The organism is Pedobacter sp. MC2016-15, from assembly GCF_026239695.1.
Lineage (GTDB): Bacteria > Bacteroidota > Bacteroidia > Sphingobacteriales > Sphingobacteriaceae > Pedobacter.
This window is the reverse complement of record NZ_JAPIVS010000009.1, coordinates 79,171-93,686: the sequence shown is the minus strand read 5'-3', so window position 1 is coordinate 93,686 and position 14,516 is coordinate 79,171. Positions and strand designations below refer to the sequence as shown.

At 42.4% G+C, this 14,516-nt stretch carries 17 protein-coding genes; 9 read left to right on the top strand and 8 right to left on the bottom strand.

Annotation, left to right across the window (positions count from 1 at the left end; all coding sequences use genetic code 11):
• The first annotated feature begins 1 nt into the window (after position 1).
• Positions 2–901, top strand: a complete 900-nt coding sequence (locus OQY15_RS21680; protein ID WP_265794197.1) for a glycosyltransferase — start codon at positions 2–4, stop codon at positions 899–901.
• Here OQY15_RS21680 and OQY15_RS21675 read toward each other — a convergent pair.
• The gene (locus tag OQY15_RS21675; protein ID WP_265794196.1) at positions 893–1,645 is read right to left on the bottom strand and encodes a class I SAM-dependent methyltransferase; all 753 of its coding nucleotides are present in this window, start codon (positions 1,643–1,645) and stop codon (positions 893–895) included. The genes OQY15_RS21680 and OQY15_RS21675 overlap by 9 nt on opposite strands.
• Before the next feature lie 99 nt (positions 1,646–1,744).
• On the opposite strand from OQY15_RS21675, the gene OQY15_RS21670 reads away from it, so the two are divergent.
• The 3 genes from OQY15_RS21670 to OQY15_RS21660 all read left to right on the top strand — a co-directional run bounded on the left by OQY15_RS21670 (position 1,745) and on the right by OQY15_RS21660 (position 4,442).
• Positions 1,745–3,016: a glycosyltransferase gene (locus OQY15_RS21670; RefSeq protein WP_265794195.1), complete on the top strand. Its 1,272-nt coding sequence runs from the start codon at positions 1,745–1,747 to the stop codon at positions 3,014–3,016.
• A 12-nt stretch (positions 3,017–3,028) separates the two neighbouring features.
• Complete coding sequence (locus OQY15_RS21665; RefSeq protein WP_265794194.1) at positions 3,029–3,778, top strand: glycosyltransferase family 2 protein; 750 nt, start codon at positions 3,029–3,031, stop codon at positions 3,776–3,778.
• A 100-nt stretch (positions 3,779–3,878) separates the two neighbouring features.
• The gene (locus OQY15_RS21660) at positions 3,879–4,442 is read left to right on the top strand and encodes a type 1 glutamine amidotransferase domain-containing protein (RefSeq protein ID WP_265794193.1); all 564 of its coding nucleotides are present in this window, start codon (positions 3,879–3,881) and stop codon (positions 4,440–4,442) included.
• A gap of 66 nt (positions 4,443–4,508) precedes the next feature.
• Here OQY15_RS21660 and typA read toward each other — a convergent pair whose 3' ends face one another.
• Positions 4,509–6,314 (bottom strand): translational GTPase TypA, encoded by a 1,806-nt coding sequence (gene typA / locus OQY15_RS21655; protein ID WP_265794191.1) that lies wholly within the window; start codon positions 6,312–6,314, stop codon positions 4,509–4,511.
• 171 nt (positions 6,315–6,485) lie between these two features.
• Here typA and OQY15_RS22425 point away from each other — a divergent pair, with 171 nt between their 5' ends.
• From OQY15_RS22425 to OQY15_RS21635, 4 genes are all read left to right on the top strand, one after another.
• Positions 6,486–6,647 carry a FeoB-associated Cys-rich membrane protein gene (locus OQY15_RS22425; RefSeq protein WP_265794190.1) on the top strand — a complete coding sequence of 54 codons (162 nt, stop codon included), beginning with the start codon at positions 6,486–6,488 and terminating at the stop codon, positions 6,645–6,647.
• A gap of 12 nt (positions 6,648–6,659) precedes the next feature.
• Complete coding sequence (locus tag OQY15_RS21645) at positions 6,660–7,247, top strand: Crp/Fnr family transcriptional regulator (RefSeq protein WP_265794189.1); 588 nt, start codon at positions 6,660–6,662, stop codon at positions 7,245–7,247.
• An 87-nt stretch (positions 7,248–7,334) separates the two neighbouring features.
• Positions 7,335–7,865, top strand: coding sequence for a YceI family protein (locus OQY15_RS21640; protein WP_265794188.1), 531 nt, complete (start codon positions 7,335–7,337; stop codon positions 7,863–7,865).
• 27 nt (positions 7,866–7,892) lie between these two features.
• The gene (locus OQY15_RS21635) at positions 7,893–8,765 is read left to right on the top strand and encodes a pirin family protein (RefSeq protein ID WP_265794187.1); all 873 of its coding nucleotides are present in this window, start codon (positions 7,893–7,895) and stop codon (positions 8,763–8,765) included.
• Positions 8,766–8,812: 47 nt separating this feature from the next.
• Here the strand turns inward: OQY15_RS21635 and OQY15_RS21630 are convergent, their stop codons facing one another.
• From OQY15_RS21630 to porV, 3 genes are read right to left on the bottom strand one after another with little or no spacing between them, the layout of a single operon-like run.
• A complete protein-coding gene (locus OQY15_RS21630) occupies positions 8,813–9,022 on the bottom strand; it encodes a hypothetical protein (protein ID WP_265794186.1) in 210 nt (69 codons plus the stop codon).
• Between the two features lie 42 nt (positions 9,023–9,064).
• Positions 9,065–9,544 carry a 2-C-methyl-D-erythritol 2,4-cyclodiphosphate synthase gene (gene ispF / locus OQY15_RS21625; RefSeq protein ID WP_265794185.1) on the bottom strand — a complete coding sequence of 160 codons (480 nt, stop codon included), beginning with the start codon at positions 9,542–9,544 and terminating at the stop codon, positions 9,065–9,067.
• Between the two features lie 11 nt (positions 9,545–9,555).
• Positions 9,556–10,737, bottom strand: coding sequence for a type IX secretion system outer membrane channel protein PorV (gene porV / locus OQY15_RS21620; protein ID WP_265794183.1), 1,182 nt, complete (start codon positions 10,735–10,737; stop codon positions 9,556–9,558).
• A 236-nt stretch (positions 10,738–10,973) separates the two neighbouring features.
• On the opposite strand from porV, the gene OQY15_RS21615 reads away from it, so the two are divergent.
• Entirely contained in the window at positions 10,974–12,596 is a 1,623-nt protein-coding gene (locus tag OQY15_RS21615; protein ID WP_265794181.1) for an SUMF1/EgtB/PvdO family nonheme iron enzyme, read from the top strand.
• A 48-nt stretch (positions 12,597–12,644) separates the two neighbouring features.
• On the opposite strand, the gene OQY15_RS21610 is transcribed toward OQY15_RS21615, so the two are convergent.
• Genes OQY15_RS21610 through OQY15_RS21600 form a run of 3 tightly spaced genes read right to left on the bottom strand, consistent with a single transcriptional unit; the run spans position 12,645 to position 14,512 of the window.
• On the bottom strand, positions 12,645–13,148 hold the full coding sequence (locus OQY15_RS21610; RefSeq protein WP_265794180.1) for an acetyl-CoA carboxylase biotin carboxyl carrier protein subunit: 504 nt from the start codon (positions 13,146–13,148) through the stop codon (positions 12,645–12,647).
• Positions 13,149–13,151: 3 nt separating this feature from the next.
• Entirely contained in the window at positions 13,152–13,811 is a 660-nt protein-coding gene (locus tag OQY15_RS21605) for a DUF4159 domain-containing protein (protein ID WP_265794179.1), read from the bottom strand.
• Positions 13,808–14,512, bottom strand: coding sequence for a 16S rRNA (uracil(1498)-N(3))-methyltransferase (locus OQY15_RS21600; RefSeq protein WP_265794177.1), 705 nt, complete (start codon positions 14,510–14,512; stop codon positions 13,808–13,810). The genes OQY15_RS21605 and OQY15_RS21600 overlap by 4 nt, the downstream gene beginning before the upstream one ends.
• Positions 14,513–14,516 lie beyond the last annotated feature (4 nt).

Genomic DNA, 14,516 nt, shown 5'->3' with positions numbered 1-14,516 from the left:
CATGCAAAGCTTTGCCCCTATTGCCTTATTTGTGTACAACCGGCCTCAACATACTGAACGTACACTGAAATTTCTGAAACAGAACGACCTTGCTGCCGAAAGCAGGTTGTTTATATTTTCGGATGGCCCAAAGTCTGATGCTGACCTGGATAAAGTGACACAGGTAAGAGATCTGTTAAAAACAGTTGATGGGTTCCGGTCGGTAGAGATCATCGAAAGAAAAGAAAACATGGGCCTGGCAAACTCAGTAATTGCAGGTGTGAGCAGACTTGTAAAAGATTATAAGCAAGTAATCGTATTTGAAGACGACCTGATTACTTCTCCCTATACATTAACTTATTTTAATGATGCCTTAAACCGTTACCGTAATGAAGAACAGGTGATGCATATCGGCGCTTACATGTACCACCTGAAAGATAACACACTGCCGGAATCCTTTTTCTACAGAGCTGCGACCAGCTGGGGATGGGCGACATGGGAAAGGGCCTGGCAACATTTTGAGCCCAATATTGATACGCTCATGAGCCAGTTTGACGCTAAAAAGAAACATGAATTCTCCATTGAGCATACCATGAATTTCTGGAAGCAGATGATGGACTTCAAAAACGGAAAAAACAATTCCTGGGCAATCCGCTGGTATGCTTCGATCTTCCTGAAAAACGGACTTACGTTAAACCCCGCACATTCCCTGGTCAATAACATCGGGCATGACGGCACAGGCGTACATTCGGGTATCAATGACATTTACAATGTGGTCATCCATCCCAAACCTATCACTAAATTTCCGGAAGAGATTCAAGAAAATACCGCAGCATACCATGCAATCAGACAATTCCTGAGTACAAGAAAAGGCAGTTTATGGCAGCGGTTAAAACGCTATATCGTACAGCGTTTAAGATAATTTCCTGGCCACTAAAATAATATATGGAGAAAGCTGTCTTGAATTAAAAGGGAATATTTTTGTAAACACCTTGCCCGCAAGCCACAGTGATTTTTTGAGCAGTTGTACTCCGGCAGGCTTTTGTTTCTCATTCTCCAGCCAGAGGCTGAAATGCCCAAAGTATCTTGACTGTATGACCTCCAAACCGGCATCACGGCAAATTTTAGCCAGCAGTTGCGGGTCCATACATGCTATATTGTGTTTATCATAGTTGTCTTTATCGAACGATTTCTGGAACCATCCATTTAATGCCCTGAAGTTTGGAAGGGTAATCAGCAAGGTCCCCCCGGGTTTCACAAAGTCGATATGTCGCTGGATAATATCCCTGGTATCATTGAAATGCTCAATCAGTCCACAGGACAATACCAGATCATATTTCTGTTCTTCAGTGTGATTAAACAAATCCGTTTCAATGATATGGACATCACTTTCATTCAGGTTATTGGCCTGCAGCAAAGCATTGGTAACGGGCTGATGTACAAAGTAATCCAGCAGGGTAACATCCAGCTTAAAATATTTTTTCAGAAAAACGGCATAGTACCCAGGAAAGCCTCCCAGTTCAATGGCTGTTTTCACATTCTGAGTACTGATAATTGAAGCGAGTTCTTTATGGAAAAGGTAATCTGCCGGAATATTGACAGAAAGACCCGTTTTACTCTCCCAGTAATCCACCCAAAATTGTCTGTCCGTTAAAAGGTTACTCATATTTATTTTTATTAAAAGCTGTTGAAGGACTGAGAAAAGATATAATTTTGAAGGGGTGAAAATACATAAACGATCACAATAATATGTAATTTTGACGCATTGAAAGTAATACATTTAAATACATATGAAGGAAACGGAGGCGCCGGCAGGGCATGTCTCCGGCTAAGTGATGCACTGAATGCAAGTGGCGCCGACTCCAATGTGATGGTATACTATCAATTTAAGGAGAGCACTAAAGCTGTCGCATTTAGTAAGTCTCCTATCCAGAAAGCAAGGGCCGTTTTTAATATCCTCTCTGAAAGATATTTGTCGAAAGGTGTCGTAAAAGCATTGAAAACACCATTTTCAATACAATGGTTTGGACGGTCGATCACTAGCCACCCTGCCTTAAAAGAGGCAGACCTGATTCATCTCCACTGGATTAATCATGGATTCCTGCGGCCAAGGGATCTCGCCGCTCTGGAAGAACTGGATAAGCCGATTGTCTGGACTTTTCACGATAGTAACGCCTTTACGGGGGGATGCCATGTACGCTATTCGTGTGAGAACTTTCATAACCAATGCGGCTTCTGCCCGCTACTGAAAATTAGTGGCAAAAATGATATTTCGCATCAGAACTGGCTCAGAAAGAAAAAAGGTTATCAAAATCTTGGATTTCATATTATTGCCCCGAGTAAATGGATGGCAAAATCTATCAAATTCAGCAGCCTGATGGGTGCCAGAGAAGTTGCGGTTATTCCAAACACGATAGAAACGGATGTTTTTAAACCATATGTGAAGGCCGAAGCAAAGAAACTACTCAAGATTGACCCTGACAAATTTGTGCTCATGAGTGGCTTTATGCCCTCAAAGAATGACAAACACAAGGGCACGTCCTATCTCATTGATGCGCTGAATGATCTGGCAAAAAGACCAGGAATCATCAAAGAGAATATTGAACTGCTGATTTTTGGTAATAAGGAGAATGCTGAAATGCCGGAATTCCCTTTTAAAACTACTTTTCTGGGCACTATCAGTAATGACACACATCTGGCTAAATGTTATTCTGCAGCAGATGCATTTATCACGCCCTCTCTTGAAGATAACCTGCCCAACACAGTGATGGAAAGTCTGGCCTGCGCGACGCCTGTAGTAGCCTTTAAAACCGGTGGTATTCCTGATATGGTGGAGCACCTGGTTAATGGTTACCTGGCGGACTACGAATCTGCTGAAGACCTTGCTACAGGTATGGAATGGCTTTATCATGAAGACAGCGCCGCCGAGATCCAGAAACAAGCGCGACTGACGATCCTCAGCAATTTCTCAGAAGAGGTGATTGCCGAAAAGCATATGCTCCTGTACCAGTCGCTCATCAATTTACACCCCCGTTAATGATCAAAACCCATGCAGCCAACGCTTAGTGTTATCACCATCGTTTATAACAATGTAAAGGATATCGAGCGCACCATGCTTTCTGTCCTGAACCAAAGCTATCCCCATATTGAATATATCATTATCGATGGTGCTTCAACTGACGGTACTAAAAAAATTATTGATCAATACAGGGATCAGTTAGCTCAGTATATTTCTGAAAAAGACAATGGTATATACGATGCAATGAATAAAGGTTTATCGCTTGCTACCGGCGACTATCTGTTGTTCATGAACTCAGGTGATGAAATTTATAGTACTGACACAGTAAAGGAGGTCTTTGCAGCTGCTCCCGGTGCGGATATCTATTATGGAGAGACCGAAATGTACGACGAGGGCTGGCACAGCCTGGGTCAGCGCAGACATGAGGCTCCGGAGACGTTCAACTGGAAAAGTTTTAAGCATGGGATGAGTATCAGTCACCAGGCGATCTATGTAAAGCGCAGCCTCGCTGGCCCATACGATCTGCAGTATCAATATAGTGCGGATATTGACTGGATTATCAGGGTGGCTAAGAAGGCCTCAAGTATCATCAATACACATACCTACGTGGCCAAATACCTCACTGGTGGGATCTCCAAACAAAAACATATAGAAAGCCTGAAGGAACGTTTCAGGATCTTCAGCAAATACTACGGTCTGCTCCCCAACCTGTTCAATCATCTCGCCATTGCATTCAACCTCGCACGCTTCTACGTGAAACACAGGCGTACAAACGATTGATCTGCTCCTATAGATAATGCCATTTTAATATCAGTTTTCGATTTCAAAAAACAATACTTTTTGCGAGTTGTAGTATTTGTACATTTTAAAATATACTACTATGGGAACATTAAGTAATCGTAACATAGCTGTTTTATCAGCAAATGGATTTGAAGAATCTGAATTAACAAGCCCGGTTGAAAGACTCAAAGAAGAAGGGGCTACAGTACATATTATATCGTTAGAATCTGGTAAAATCCAGGGTATGAAACATGACCGTGAATGGACGGTGGATGTTGATGTAGATAAAACTGTAGCGGAAGCCAATTCTGATGATTACCACGGGTTGCTGATTCCTGGCGGTGTCCTTAACCCGGATTCATTGCGGAAAGATGAGGGAGCGCTGGCTTTTGTAAGAGAATTCTTTGATGCCGGAAAGCCTGTTGCCGCAATTTGCCACGGACCACAGGTACTGATCTCTGCAGGTGTGGTTAAAGGACGTAACCTCACGTCTACGAAAACGATCAAAATTGACCTGGAAAATGCAGGTGCAGTATGGGAAGACTCAGAAGTGGTAACCGACCAGGGTTTGGTGACTAGCCGCAGTCCGCGCGACTTACCTGCTTTCAATGATAAGATTGTGGAGGAGTTTGCGGAAGGTGTTCATGATGGTCAACACGCATAAGTAAATTAGCAATAAAAAAAGGGGCTGTATCAATGATACAGCCCCTTTACTTTTATAATCTAAATCCTATTGGAATTGTTTTCCTTTGATTTTACGCTCATTCTCTGTTAAGAAGATTTTACGTAAACGCATACTTACAGGAGTTACTTCAATGTACTCATCAGCCTGGATATATTCCATCGCTTCTTCCAGTGAGAATTTAATTGCAGGAGCAATACGCTGACTGTCATCAGTACCTGAAGCACGCATGTTAGTCAATTGTTTTCCTTTAACCAGGTTAACTACCAGGTCATTATCACGGATGTGCTCACCCATAATCTGTCCTTCGTAAACATCAACTCCCGGATCTACGAAGAAACGGCCACGGTCCTGTAATTTATCAATAGAATAAGCAGTTGTGCTACCTTTTTCCATAGAGATCAAAACACCATTTAACCTTCCAGGGATAGTACCTTTCCAAGGCTCGTAAGCTTTGAAACGGTGAGCCATAATGGCTTCACCACCTGTTGCAGTTAATACGTTGTTTCTTAATCCGATGATACCACGTGCAGGAATTTCAAACTCCAAATGCTGAAGATCACCTTTTGGCTCCATGATCAGAAGCTCACCTTTACGTTGTGTCACCAGCTCAATTACCTTACCGGCAACATCACCTGGAACGTCTACGATCAGGGTCTCAACAGGCTCACATTTTTTACCATCAATTTCTTTGATAATAACCTGTGGCTGTCCAACCTGAATTTCGTATCCTTCACGACGCATAGTCTCGATCAATACCGATAAATGGAGAATACCCCTTCCGTATACCAAATAAGCATCCGGAGATTCAGTCTCAACCACTTTCAGGGCAAGGTTTTTTTCCATCTCTTTGTATAAACGTTCTTTAATACGCTGAGAAGTAACAAATTTACCTTCTTTACCGAAGAATGGAGAGTTATTGATAGTGAACAACATGTTCATTGTAGGCTCATCAATTTTGATTACCGGCAGTTGCTCCGGAGCATCAAAATCAGCGATGGTATCACCGATATCAAATCCTTCAATACCTACCACAGCGCAGATATCACCTGATTTTACTTCAGTAGTACGGATCTTTCCAAGACCTTCAAATGTATATAATTCTTTTACTCTTGATTTTACCATTTTACCATCACGTTTAATCAACGTTACCGGTTGGTTTTCTTTAATTGTTCCGCGGTGAACACGTCCAACTGCGATACGTCCAACGAAAGATGAATAATCCAGTGAAGTGATTTGCATCTGCAATGTTCCTTCCAGCATTGGCGGAGGTGGAATGTTTGCTACAACAGCATCAAGTAACGGGAAGATATCTGTAGTTGGTTTAGTGTAATCAGTACTCATCCATCCTTGTTTTGATGAACCGTAGATTACAGGGAAGTCTAATTGCTCTTCTGTAGCTTCAAGGTTGAAGAATAATTCGAAAATCTGCTCATAAACCTCTTCAGGACGGCAGTTCTCTTTATCAACTTTGTTTACAACAACGATAGGCTTAAGACCTAATGAAAGCGCTTTCTGTGTTACGAAACGAGTTTGAGGCATCGCACCTTCAAATGCATCACATAATAACAAAACGCCATCAGCCATTTTCAATACACGCTCTACCTCACCACCGAAATCGGCGTGACCAGGAGTATCAATAATGTTGATTTTAGTGTCTTTATACATTACTGAAACGTTCTTGGAAACGATGGTAATACCACGTTCTCTCTCAAGGTCGTTGTTATCAAGTATCAAGTCACCTGTTTGTTCGTTGTCACGAAAGATAGAACAAGTGTGTAAGATCTTATCAACCAATGTAGTTTTACCGTGGTCAACGTGTGCTATAATAGCTATATTTCTTATTTTTTGCATAAAATGCGCCCTAATTTTGGCGCAAAGATAACGTAAATTTTTAATATATCATCCTATCCGCTAGGGCAATGTCATATATTTTGCGAAAAGGCTAAGCTATACAAGGGCCGTAACAAAAGAAATTGACACTTTGCAGACGGCTGTCGTAGCCCAATTCGTTATTTTTGTTTCATGGACGTGCAAATTATCTTAGTCGGACTTCTATTTTTGGCTGCGCTTTTCTATATTGGCCGCATCATCTACCGATCCGTGGTTCCCAAAAAAGGAGGCTGTGCATCTGGATGCGGAAAATGTGGTGTAGACTTCTCCAACGTGGAGATTAAGAAAAAATAGCTGCCAAATCATATGCTTGACCTGTTTAAAGATTACCTGCAAGAACGCATCACTCTTACCGACGAGCAGTTTGAGCTCATCTCCAAAGAGATAAAAGTTAAAACCTACGAGAAGAACAAAGTAATCGTTTCTCCAGGTGAAGTCAGCACCAAAACCTTTTTTGTAACAGAAGGATTGCTACGCTGTTATTCTGTAGACAGCAAGGCCAAAACAAATGTGATTCAATTTGCACCGGAACGCTGGTGGATGGGAGAAAGAAATGGCTTTTTTAATGAACCCTCTGATTTTTATATCGAAGCCATAGAACCCACTACAGCACTCCTTCTACCCCGTAACTTTTTCAATGATGCAGCACAACACGTACCATGCCTGTATGATCTGAATAGTACCATGTTAAATAACTCTATACGTTTTATGCAAAAACGGATTAATATGTTGTTAAGCGCTACCGCAGAAGAACGTTACCTCGATTTTGTAAAATTATATCCCAACCTTACACTCAGGGTACCCCAATGGATGATTGCCTCCTACCTGGGTATCACTCCCGAGTCGCTTAGCCGTGTACGCAAAGACCTCGCACACAAACACTTCAAAGCTTAACGATTTCTTATCATACATCAACGCCTGCCTGATTGAATAGTTCTAATTTTGGGTATAACAAATAACCAATCTTAAAAACATATAATTATGGCAACTACCAAATGGGCTTTAGACCCAATGCACAGCGAACTTCAGTTCAAAGTTAAACACTTAATGATCACTACTGTTACAGGTAGCTTCAATGACTTTTCTGCAGAATTGACTACAGAGTCTGAAGATTTTGACGGTGCTTCAGTGTCTTTCAAAGCAGGTGTGGATTCTGTGGATACAGGTAATGGCGACAGAGATGGTCACCTGAAAAGCGGCGACTTCTTCAACGCTGAAGAATTTCCGGCAATTACATTTGTATCTACATCATTTACAAAAAATGGCGGCGACTATAAACTGAGTGGAGACCTAACCATTAAGGATGTAACTAAACCCGTTACTCTGGATGTAGAGTTTGGTGGTACTGTTACAGACCTATACGGACAAAATAAAGCGGGATTCAGCATCAGCGGAAAGTTCAACAGAACCGACTTCGGTTTATCATGGAATGCAGCCCTTGAAACTGGTGGCGTAGTGGTAAGTGAAGAAGTAAGGATCTTAGGCGAATTACAATTTGTAAAACAAGCGTAGTTTCTGCGCATATTCATAAGAAATCCAATGAATGCTCATTTAAAATCAGTTTCGGCAGTGTTATCTCCGGCTACTCCTCACCTGGTGGGCGACGGCTTTAAAGTGAGTAACTTCTTCCCAAAGGGATATAAAATTAAAATGAGTCCTTTCTTTTTACTGGATTATAATGCCAAAATGGAAGTGGCACCCACGCCGGCCCAGGGAGGCGTGGGCGTGCACCCGCACCGGGGATTTGAAACTGTAACGTTGGCATATCATGGAGCAATTGCTCATCATGACAGCTCTGGCAATACAGGTGTGATCTACCCCGGCGATGTGCAATGGATGACTGCAGCAAAAGGGATTCTCCATAAAGAATTGCATGAAGAAAAGTTCAGCACAGAGGGCGGAACTTTCCAAATGGTGCAGCTATGGGTTAATCTGCCTTCAAAGGACAAGATGAGTCCTCCAAAATATCAGTCGGTTTCTCATAGCACTGTGAATAAATATGTGCTACCTGCTGAGGAAGGAATAGTTGAGGTGATCGCGGGTGAGTATAAGGGTACGGCAGGCTCCGTCTCTACTTTTACTCCATTACACGTATATAATGCAAGACTGAACAAAGGGGGAAAAGCCTCATTCAGCTTCCCTGCAGATTACAATACCGGATTCCTCGTTGTTGAAGGAAAGATAGCTGTAAATGAAAATGAAGTTGTAGCTGAAAATCAGTTTATCCACTTTGCTCATGATGGTGAGGAAATTCATTTGGAAGCATTAGATAGTAGCATAGTACTGATTTTGAGTGGTGAACCCATTAACGAACCTATCGCTCAGTACGGCCCTTTTTTAATGAACAGACCCGAGGAAATTAAACAGGCACTGGATGATTACAACCAGGGTAAGTTTGGTTATCTGGAATAACAATATCAAACCCATAAAAAAGGAGACCTTTTCAGAGGTCTCCTTTTTTATTTCTTCATACCTGTAGTATCTGTTTGCAAGCTGTCGATCAGTGAGGTATCAGACTCCTTTGGCGGGGTCACATTCTGATTTGCCAGATTTGTATCGATAGTTACTGAATCTGCTTTATTTTCGCTTCCCTTATCACCCATTGAACAGGCAGATAAGAACAATATGCCAGCACTCGCTATAAAAAGGTATTTAGTTACATTTTTCATAAATAGTAGTTTCAATAAAAACCCACTGAAACTGCAATTGTTTTACAATTTTTGTATCAGGCACACAGCATAAGCTACTACCCCCTCTTCCCTGCCAATGAAACCCATGGTTTCATTGGTTGTAGCCTTGATAGAAATATCTTCTATTGGCAGGTTTATAGCTTTTGAAATATTTTCCTGCATCTGAGGAATATGCGGATTAATTTTAGGGGCCTCCAGGCAAAGCATAGCATCTATATTACCGATTGTCCATCCTTTTTCAGCAAGTAATTTAACAGTTTCCTGTAAGAGGATCACGCTGCTTATACCTTTCCAGCGCGGATCAGTATTTTTAAAATGAAAGCCAATATCCCGCAGGTTTGCTGCTCCAAGAAGTGCATCACAAATTGCATGCAGCAAAACATCAGCATCAGAATGACCAAATGCCCCCTTGTGATGCTCCAGTGTTACCCCTCCCATCACAAAAGGATGCTGATCCTTCAACTGATGTACATCAAACCCAAATCCTACTTTTATCTTCATTTGTATTTATATTATTGTTCTGTATCTCCAAAATTGAATAACAGGGAAAACCTCAGCGTGTTTGCCAGAGGGCTTTTCTGAGGATTGGCCAGCAGGTACGATATATTCAATTCCATATTGTTATATCTTATCCCGGTACCCATCGTAAAATATCTTCTATCGCCCTTCTGAGGGTTTTCATAAAAATAACCAGCCCTCAGTGCAAACTTTTTATTGTACCAATATTCCAGTCCAGAGGCAATATTTATCTCCTTAAATTCCTCCCCGGCCCCTCCCGGCGCATCCGTGAAAGAACCAAATATTCCCGCGGGAACGGAACGGTTGGGGTCTCTGCCCGATTGGATACTCCCATCCTCATTATATAATGGCTGAGTGGGAACGAGTAGTTTATTAAAATCCAGAGCAATTGTAATTTCATTCTGGTCATCCAGGATGAAGGTTCCGGCTGCTCCTATCTTCAGGTTAGTTGGGAGAAAGTACTCATCGCCAGCGTCAGAGTAACTCATTTTTGTGCCGATGTTAGAAATATTTACTCCCGCTGAGACAATCGCATCATGACCAAGCAGGTAAGTAGGTTTTTTGAAATATGCCGAAACATCTACCGCCAGTGCCTGACCGGCCCTGGTATCCTGCCCTGCAGAAAACTGATTGGTTGCGATATTGGAATTGATATATCTGAGCGCTGTTCCAAGAGAGAATGAATCCCCAAAACGCCGCGCATAAGTAACATCAACAGCCAGCTCACTGGGACTAAAAGTTCCGAGGTCCTGCTGGTTGACATCGGTTAACTGTATTTTACCCAATGAAAAATAACGCAGGGAAGACCCAATAGTGCTGTTTGCATCCAATTTATAGAATCCGCTCAAATAGCCAAGGTTAATATCTGAGGCTATATTTTTAAGCCATGGACTGTAGGAGATAGAAAAACCCGATTGTTGTTCCAAAAACGCAATTTTTGAGGGGTTAATAGCCAGGGAATTGGCATCAGGTGCAATGGCTACCCCCGCTTCTCCCATTGCGCCTACCCTTGCATCAGGCGTGATCAGCAGAAAAGGAACAGCCGTTCTGATACTGTTGAACCTGCTGCCATTGGCCTGAGATTCGGTGAGCGTCTGGGCATACATCAGCTGAGTGCTATTAAGCACTAAAAGGAGCAATACAGAAAGAAACTGTAATAAGCGCTTGAGATTCATTGTCCGTAATTAATAGATTACCTCATGAAGCACCTTAAGCTGCACAATTTCAGAGAAGTAATATTTCCTCAAATATAATTAAATAAGCAATTCAATTATATCAATCAAAAAGTCCCGGTTGAAAAAGAGCTCAATGCACTGATCTAAAGTCGTTTTAACATCTTATTCTGCAATTCTTTTGGTGCATTGAATTTTTTTTGTGTAAATTTATCCTCATAATTACCCAACTAGGACATATGAAAAAAATATACTTATATTCTTTTGCTTTTTTACTGTCGGCTACAACAGTGATTTCCTGCAAGTCGAACAAAAATGCGACTTCAGAAAAGACCGGATTAGCCTATAACAGAGCAGAAAACGGAGGGTTCCAGGTTAACACCAAGTTCAGGCGCGGGCCCGGACCAGGTCTGGTTGAAATTGAAGGTGGGGTGTTTGTGATGAGCGGTAGTGCCATCGGCATCCCTGGTCAGGAACTGAAAGATTATAACCACAAAAGGGAAACTACAGTTTCATCTTTCTACATGGATGAAACGGAAGTATCAAACACCAACTGGCTGGAGTACCTGAACTGGATCAGGAGGGTAGACCCAACAAATTACGAATATTATTATAATGAACTTCCAGACACGCTGGTGTGGCGCAGACCACTTTCATACAATGAGCCTTATGTAGACAACTACCTGAGACATCCGGCCTATCAGGATTACCCTGTTGTAGGGGTTTCATGGGAACAGGCACAGAGATATTGCTCATGGAGAACAGACATCGTAAACGAATCCCTGCTAAGGGAACAGGGTTACATGTCTTCGTACAAGGATATGTACAGTGCTCAAAGCGGAAAGAAAGGCAGTACAGCTACTATGACGCCACGTCCTACCGGACCATTTACAACGGACCTGTACCAAAATGGCCAGTATGATGACAAAGGTAAAAGGGCAATGAAAGATCTGAGCCCACAGGGAGCGCTTGCTGCTGATGGTAAGCCAGTGAAAGGCGGAGCCACCAGAAATGTAAGACTGGAAGACGGTATCCTGAAACAACCTTACCGTTTACCTACGGAAGCAGAATGGGAATATGCCGCACTGGGCCTGATCGGAAACACAGAATACGAAAATATCAATAACAATAAAATCTATCCGTGGGATGGTTTAGGTATCGCCTCCGCTAAAAGTAAAACCCGCGGTTTGATCCTTGCCAACTTTAAAAGAACCAAGGGTGATTACATGGGTGTGGGAGGTTCACTGAACGATAAGGGAAGTATCACTGTACCTGTTCGCGCCTACGTTCCCAACGATTTTGGTTTATACAACATGGCAGGTAACGTGAACGAATGGGTATCTGACGTTTACCGTTCTAACACATTCGGAGATGCAGAAGCATTAAACCCGTATCGTGGTAACAACTTCCAGGATAAAAAAATCGCTGATCAGGTGACAGGAAAGCTGGAAAAAGACAAATATAACAGGCCAATTATGACCCCTGCTGTATCTGGCAGAAAACAGACCTGGGCAGAAAAACAAGCAGCTGTAGCTGCCAACACTGCAGACCCTCAGGCAAACCCTACAAATGGCACCACCTACATGGCTGACCAGAGAGGCTACCGCGATGAAGAAAACAAACTTTATGGCGAGATTACCCTGGTAAACAATAAATCAAGGGTTTACAAAGGCGGATCATGGGATGACCAGGCACTATGGTTAAATCCTGCAACAAGAAGATACCTGCAACAGGATGAATCAACTGCCGATATTGGCTTTAGATGTGCGATGACAATGTTAGGAGCATCAGAAATCAATCCTGGTGGCAAACCGCAGTTTAAACCTAAACAACAGAAGCCATTTAATGCGAAGAAAAGATAAGGCTTACCAAAGTCAAAAAAAGCAGTAGTTTAACACTACTGCTTTTTTTTATGCCGTAAACTCTATCAGTACCTGCCCTTTTTCTACCTTATCCCCTTTACCCGCAAAAATCTTCTTCACAACACCATCAGTAGTGGCCTTGAGCATATTTTCCATTTTCATTGCCTCCAGTACCAGCAGGCTATCACCTTTTTTTATTTCTTGTCCTTCGCTTACATTAATGCTCAGTACCAGGCCCGGCATAGGTGCCTTGATTTCCAGGGCCAGTTTCCCTGCCACACCATTAAGTCCCATCGCTTTTAACAGGCGATCATATTGGTCTTCCACAGTCACCTCATACAACCTGCCATTTACTTTCACAGCTACCGTTTTATCATCAGGATTCTGCGAAACAATTTCTGCCCGGTAAGATTTATGCTGATGGATCACATGCAGATGCCCGCCTGCGAGTTCCTTAACATTCAGATCAAGGGTTTCTCCATCAAGCTTGACAACACCATTTTCTGCATACAACTCAAAGTCATGGGCATCATTTACTTTTACCTTATACATCTCTTATTGTGTTAGTACATATTCCACTAAATTGGCGCCCATTTTAAGGGCCTGTAACCGCTTATCCTGTGAATCTCCGGGATATGTGCCCGCGTCTTCCCATCCGTTTCCCAAATCGCTCTCATAGGAATAAAAGCAAACCATCCGACCCTTCCATAACAGTGCCAATGCCTGCGGTCTTTTTCCATCGTGTTCATGAACTTTAGGAAGTCCCCCGGGAAATTTATATTTCTGATTAAATACCGGATGCTCGGGTGGCAGCTCTACAAATGATAATTCAGGAAATACCTTTTTCATCTGTATGCGGATAAACTTATCCAGGCCATAGTTATCATCTACATGAAGGAAACCTCCCCCGGTAAGGTATTTGCGAAGATTCTGTGCTTCCTGAGCGCTGAAGGTCACGTTTCCGTGGCCGGTCATATAGATCAGGGGATAGTTAAAGATTTCAGGGCTGCCTACTTCAGCAATAGCCTCTTCTTCAGCAAAATTTGTATGGAGGTTCTGATTACAGAAGGCAATCAGGTTAACCAAAGCGGTTCGGTCCCCATACCAGTCGCCCCCACCACTATACTTCAATCTCGCCAGCTGATAGCTGGGCACCTGATAGCTGCTGAATAAAACAACCAGAAAAGAAGATAAAATCAGTAACTTAATTCTCATCTGTTTAGATAATTCACCTCGAAACAAGCTGCCAATGCTGCAGTTTCCGTTCTGAGACGAGTATTACCTAAAGTTAATGGTTTAAAGTTATTTTGCAAAGCGAGCTGAATTTCGTTTGGTGTGAAGTCGCCTTCCGGTCCGATCAATATCAGGTAGCTGCTTCCCACAGGAGCGATCTCGCTGATATACTGGCGGGGCTCCCCATCAATACAATGCGCAATCATTTTATGATCTGCTTCATGTCTGCTGATCAGGTCTTTTAATGACATCGCCTCATTTAATAGCGGATGATAGGCTTGCAGGGACTGTTTTACTGCTGAAGTGATTACTTTGTTGAGCCTGTCCTCTTTAACAATTTTGCGTTCTGAGCGTTCACAGATCACAGGTGTGATCTGATCTATTCCTATCTCTGTTGCCTTTTCCAGAAACCATTCGAGCCGGTCGATATTCTTGGTCGGTGCCACAGCAATATGCAGACTATGATTTCTTTTTTGGTATTCTCTGGTAGATTTTAAAACACGCAGCGAAACATTTCTTTTAGATTCACCGGTGATTTCTGCTTCATATAAGCCTCCACGCCCATCAATGAGATGAACTACGTCCCCTGTAACCAGACGCAGCACCTTCATGCAATGCCTGCTTTCTTCTTCATTCAGGGTATACTCAGATGAACTGATATCAGGGGTGTAAAAAACGTGCATGTTT

What these genes read in the sequence shown, in the direction of transcription:
- OQY15_RS21615 (WP_265794181.1), top strand. Translation starts at nt 10,974, where the DNA reads ATGAAAAAAATATACTTATATTCTTTTGCTTTTTTACTGTCGGCTACA.
- OQY15_RS21600 (WP_265794177.1), bottom strand. Translation starts at nt 14,512, where the DNA reads ATGCACGTTTTTTACACCCCTGATATCAGTTCATCTGAGTATACCCTG.
- OQY15_RS21665 (WP_265794194.1), top strand. Translation starts at nt 3,029, where the DNA reads ATGCAGCCAACGCTTAGTGTTATCACCATCGTTTATAACAATGTAAAG.
- OQY15_RS21605 (WP_265794179.1), bottom strand. Translation starts at nt 13,811, where the DNA reads ATGAGAATTAAGTTACTGATTTTATCTTCTTTTCTGGTTGTTTTATTC.
- OQY15_RS22425 (WP_265794190.1), top strand. Translation starts at nt 6,486, where the DNA reads ATGGACGTGCAAATTATCTTAGTCGGACTTCTATTTTTGGCTGCGCTT.
- OQY15_RS21675 (WP_265794196.1), bottom strand. Translation starts at nt 1,645, where the DNA reads ATGAGTAACCTTTTAACGGACAGACAATTTTGGGTGGATTACTGGGAG.
- ispF (WP_265794185.1), bottom strand. Translation starts at nt 9,544, where the DNA reads ATGAAGATAAAAGTAGGATTTGGGTTTGATGTACATCAGTTGAAGGAT.
- OQY15_RS21645 (WP_265794189.1), top strand. Translation starts at nt 6,660, where the DNA reads ATGCTTGACCTGTTTAAAGATTACCTGCAAGAACGCATCACTCTTACC.
- typA (WP_265794191.1), bottom strand. Translation starts at nt 6,314, where the DNA reads ATGCAAAAAATAAGAAATATAGCTATTATAGCACACGTTGACCACGGT.
- OQY15_RS21635 (WP_265794187.1), top strand. Translation starts at nt 7,893, where the DNA reads ATGAATGCTCATTTAAAATCAGTTTCGGCAGTGTTATCTCCGGCTACT.
- porV (WP_265794183.1), bottom strand. Translation starts at nt 10,737, where the DNA reads ATGAATCTCAAGCGCTTATTACAGTTTCTTTCTGTATTGCTCCTTTTA.
- OQY15_RS21630 (WP_265794186.1), bottom strand. Translation starts at nt 9,022, where the DNA reads ATGAAAAATGTAACTAAATACCTTTTTATAGCGAGTGCTGGCATATTG.
- OQY15_RS21680 (WP_265794197.1), top strand. Translation starts at nt 2, where the DNA reads ATGCAAAGCTTTGCCCCTATTGCCTTATTTGTGTACAACCGGCCTCAA.
- OQY15_RS21610 (WP_265794180.1), bottom strand. Translation starts at nt 13,148, where the DNA reads ATGTATAAGGTAAAAGTAAATGATGCCCATGACTTTGAGTTGTATGCA.
- OQY15_RS21660 (WP_265794193.1), top strand. Translation starts at nt 3,879, where the DNA reads ATGGGAACATTAAGTAATCGTAACATAGCTGTTTTATCAGCAAATGGA.
- OQY15_RS21640 (WP_265794188.1), top strand. Translation starts at nt 7,335, where the DNA reads ATGGCAACTACCAAATGGGCTTTAGACCCAATGCACAGCGAACTTCAG.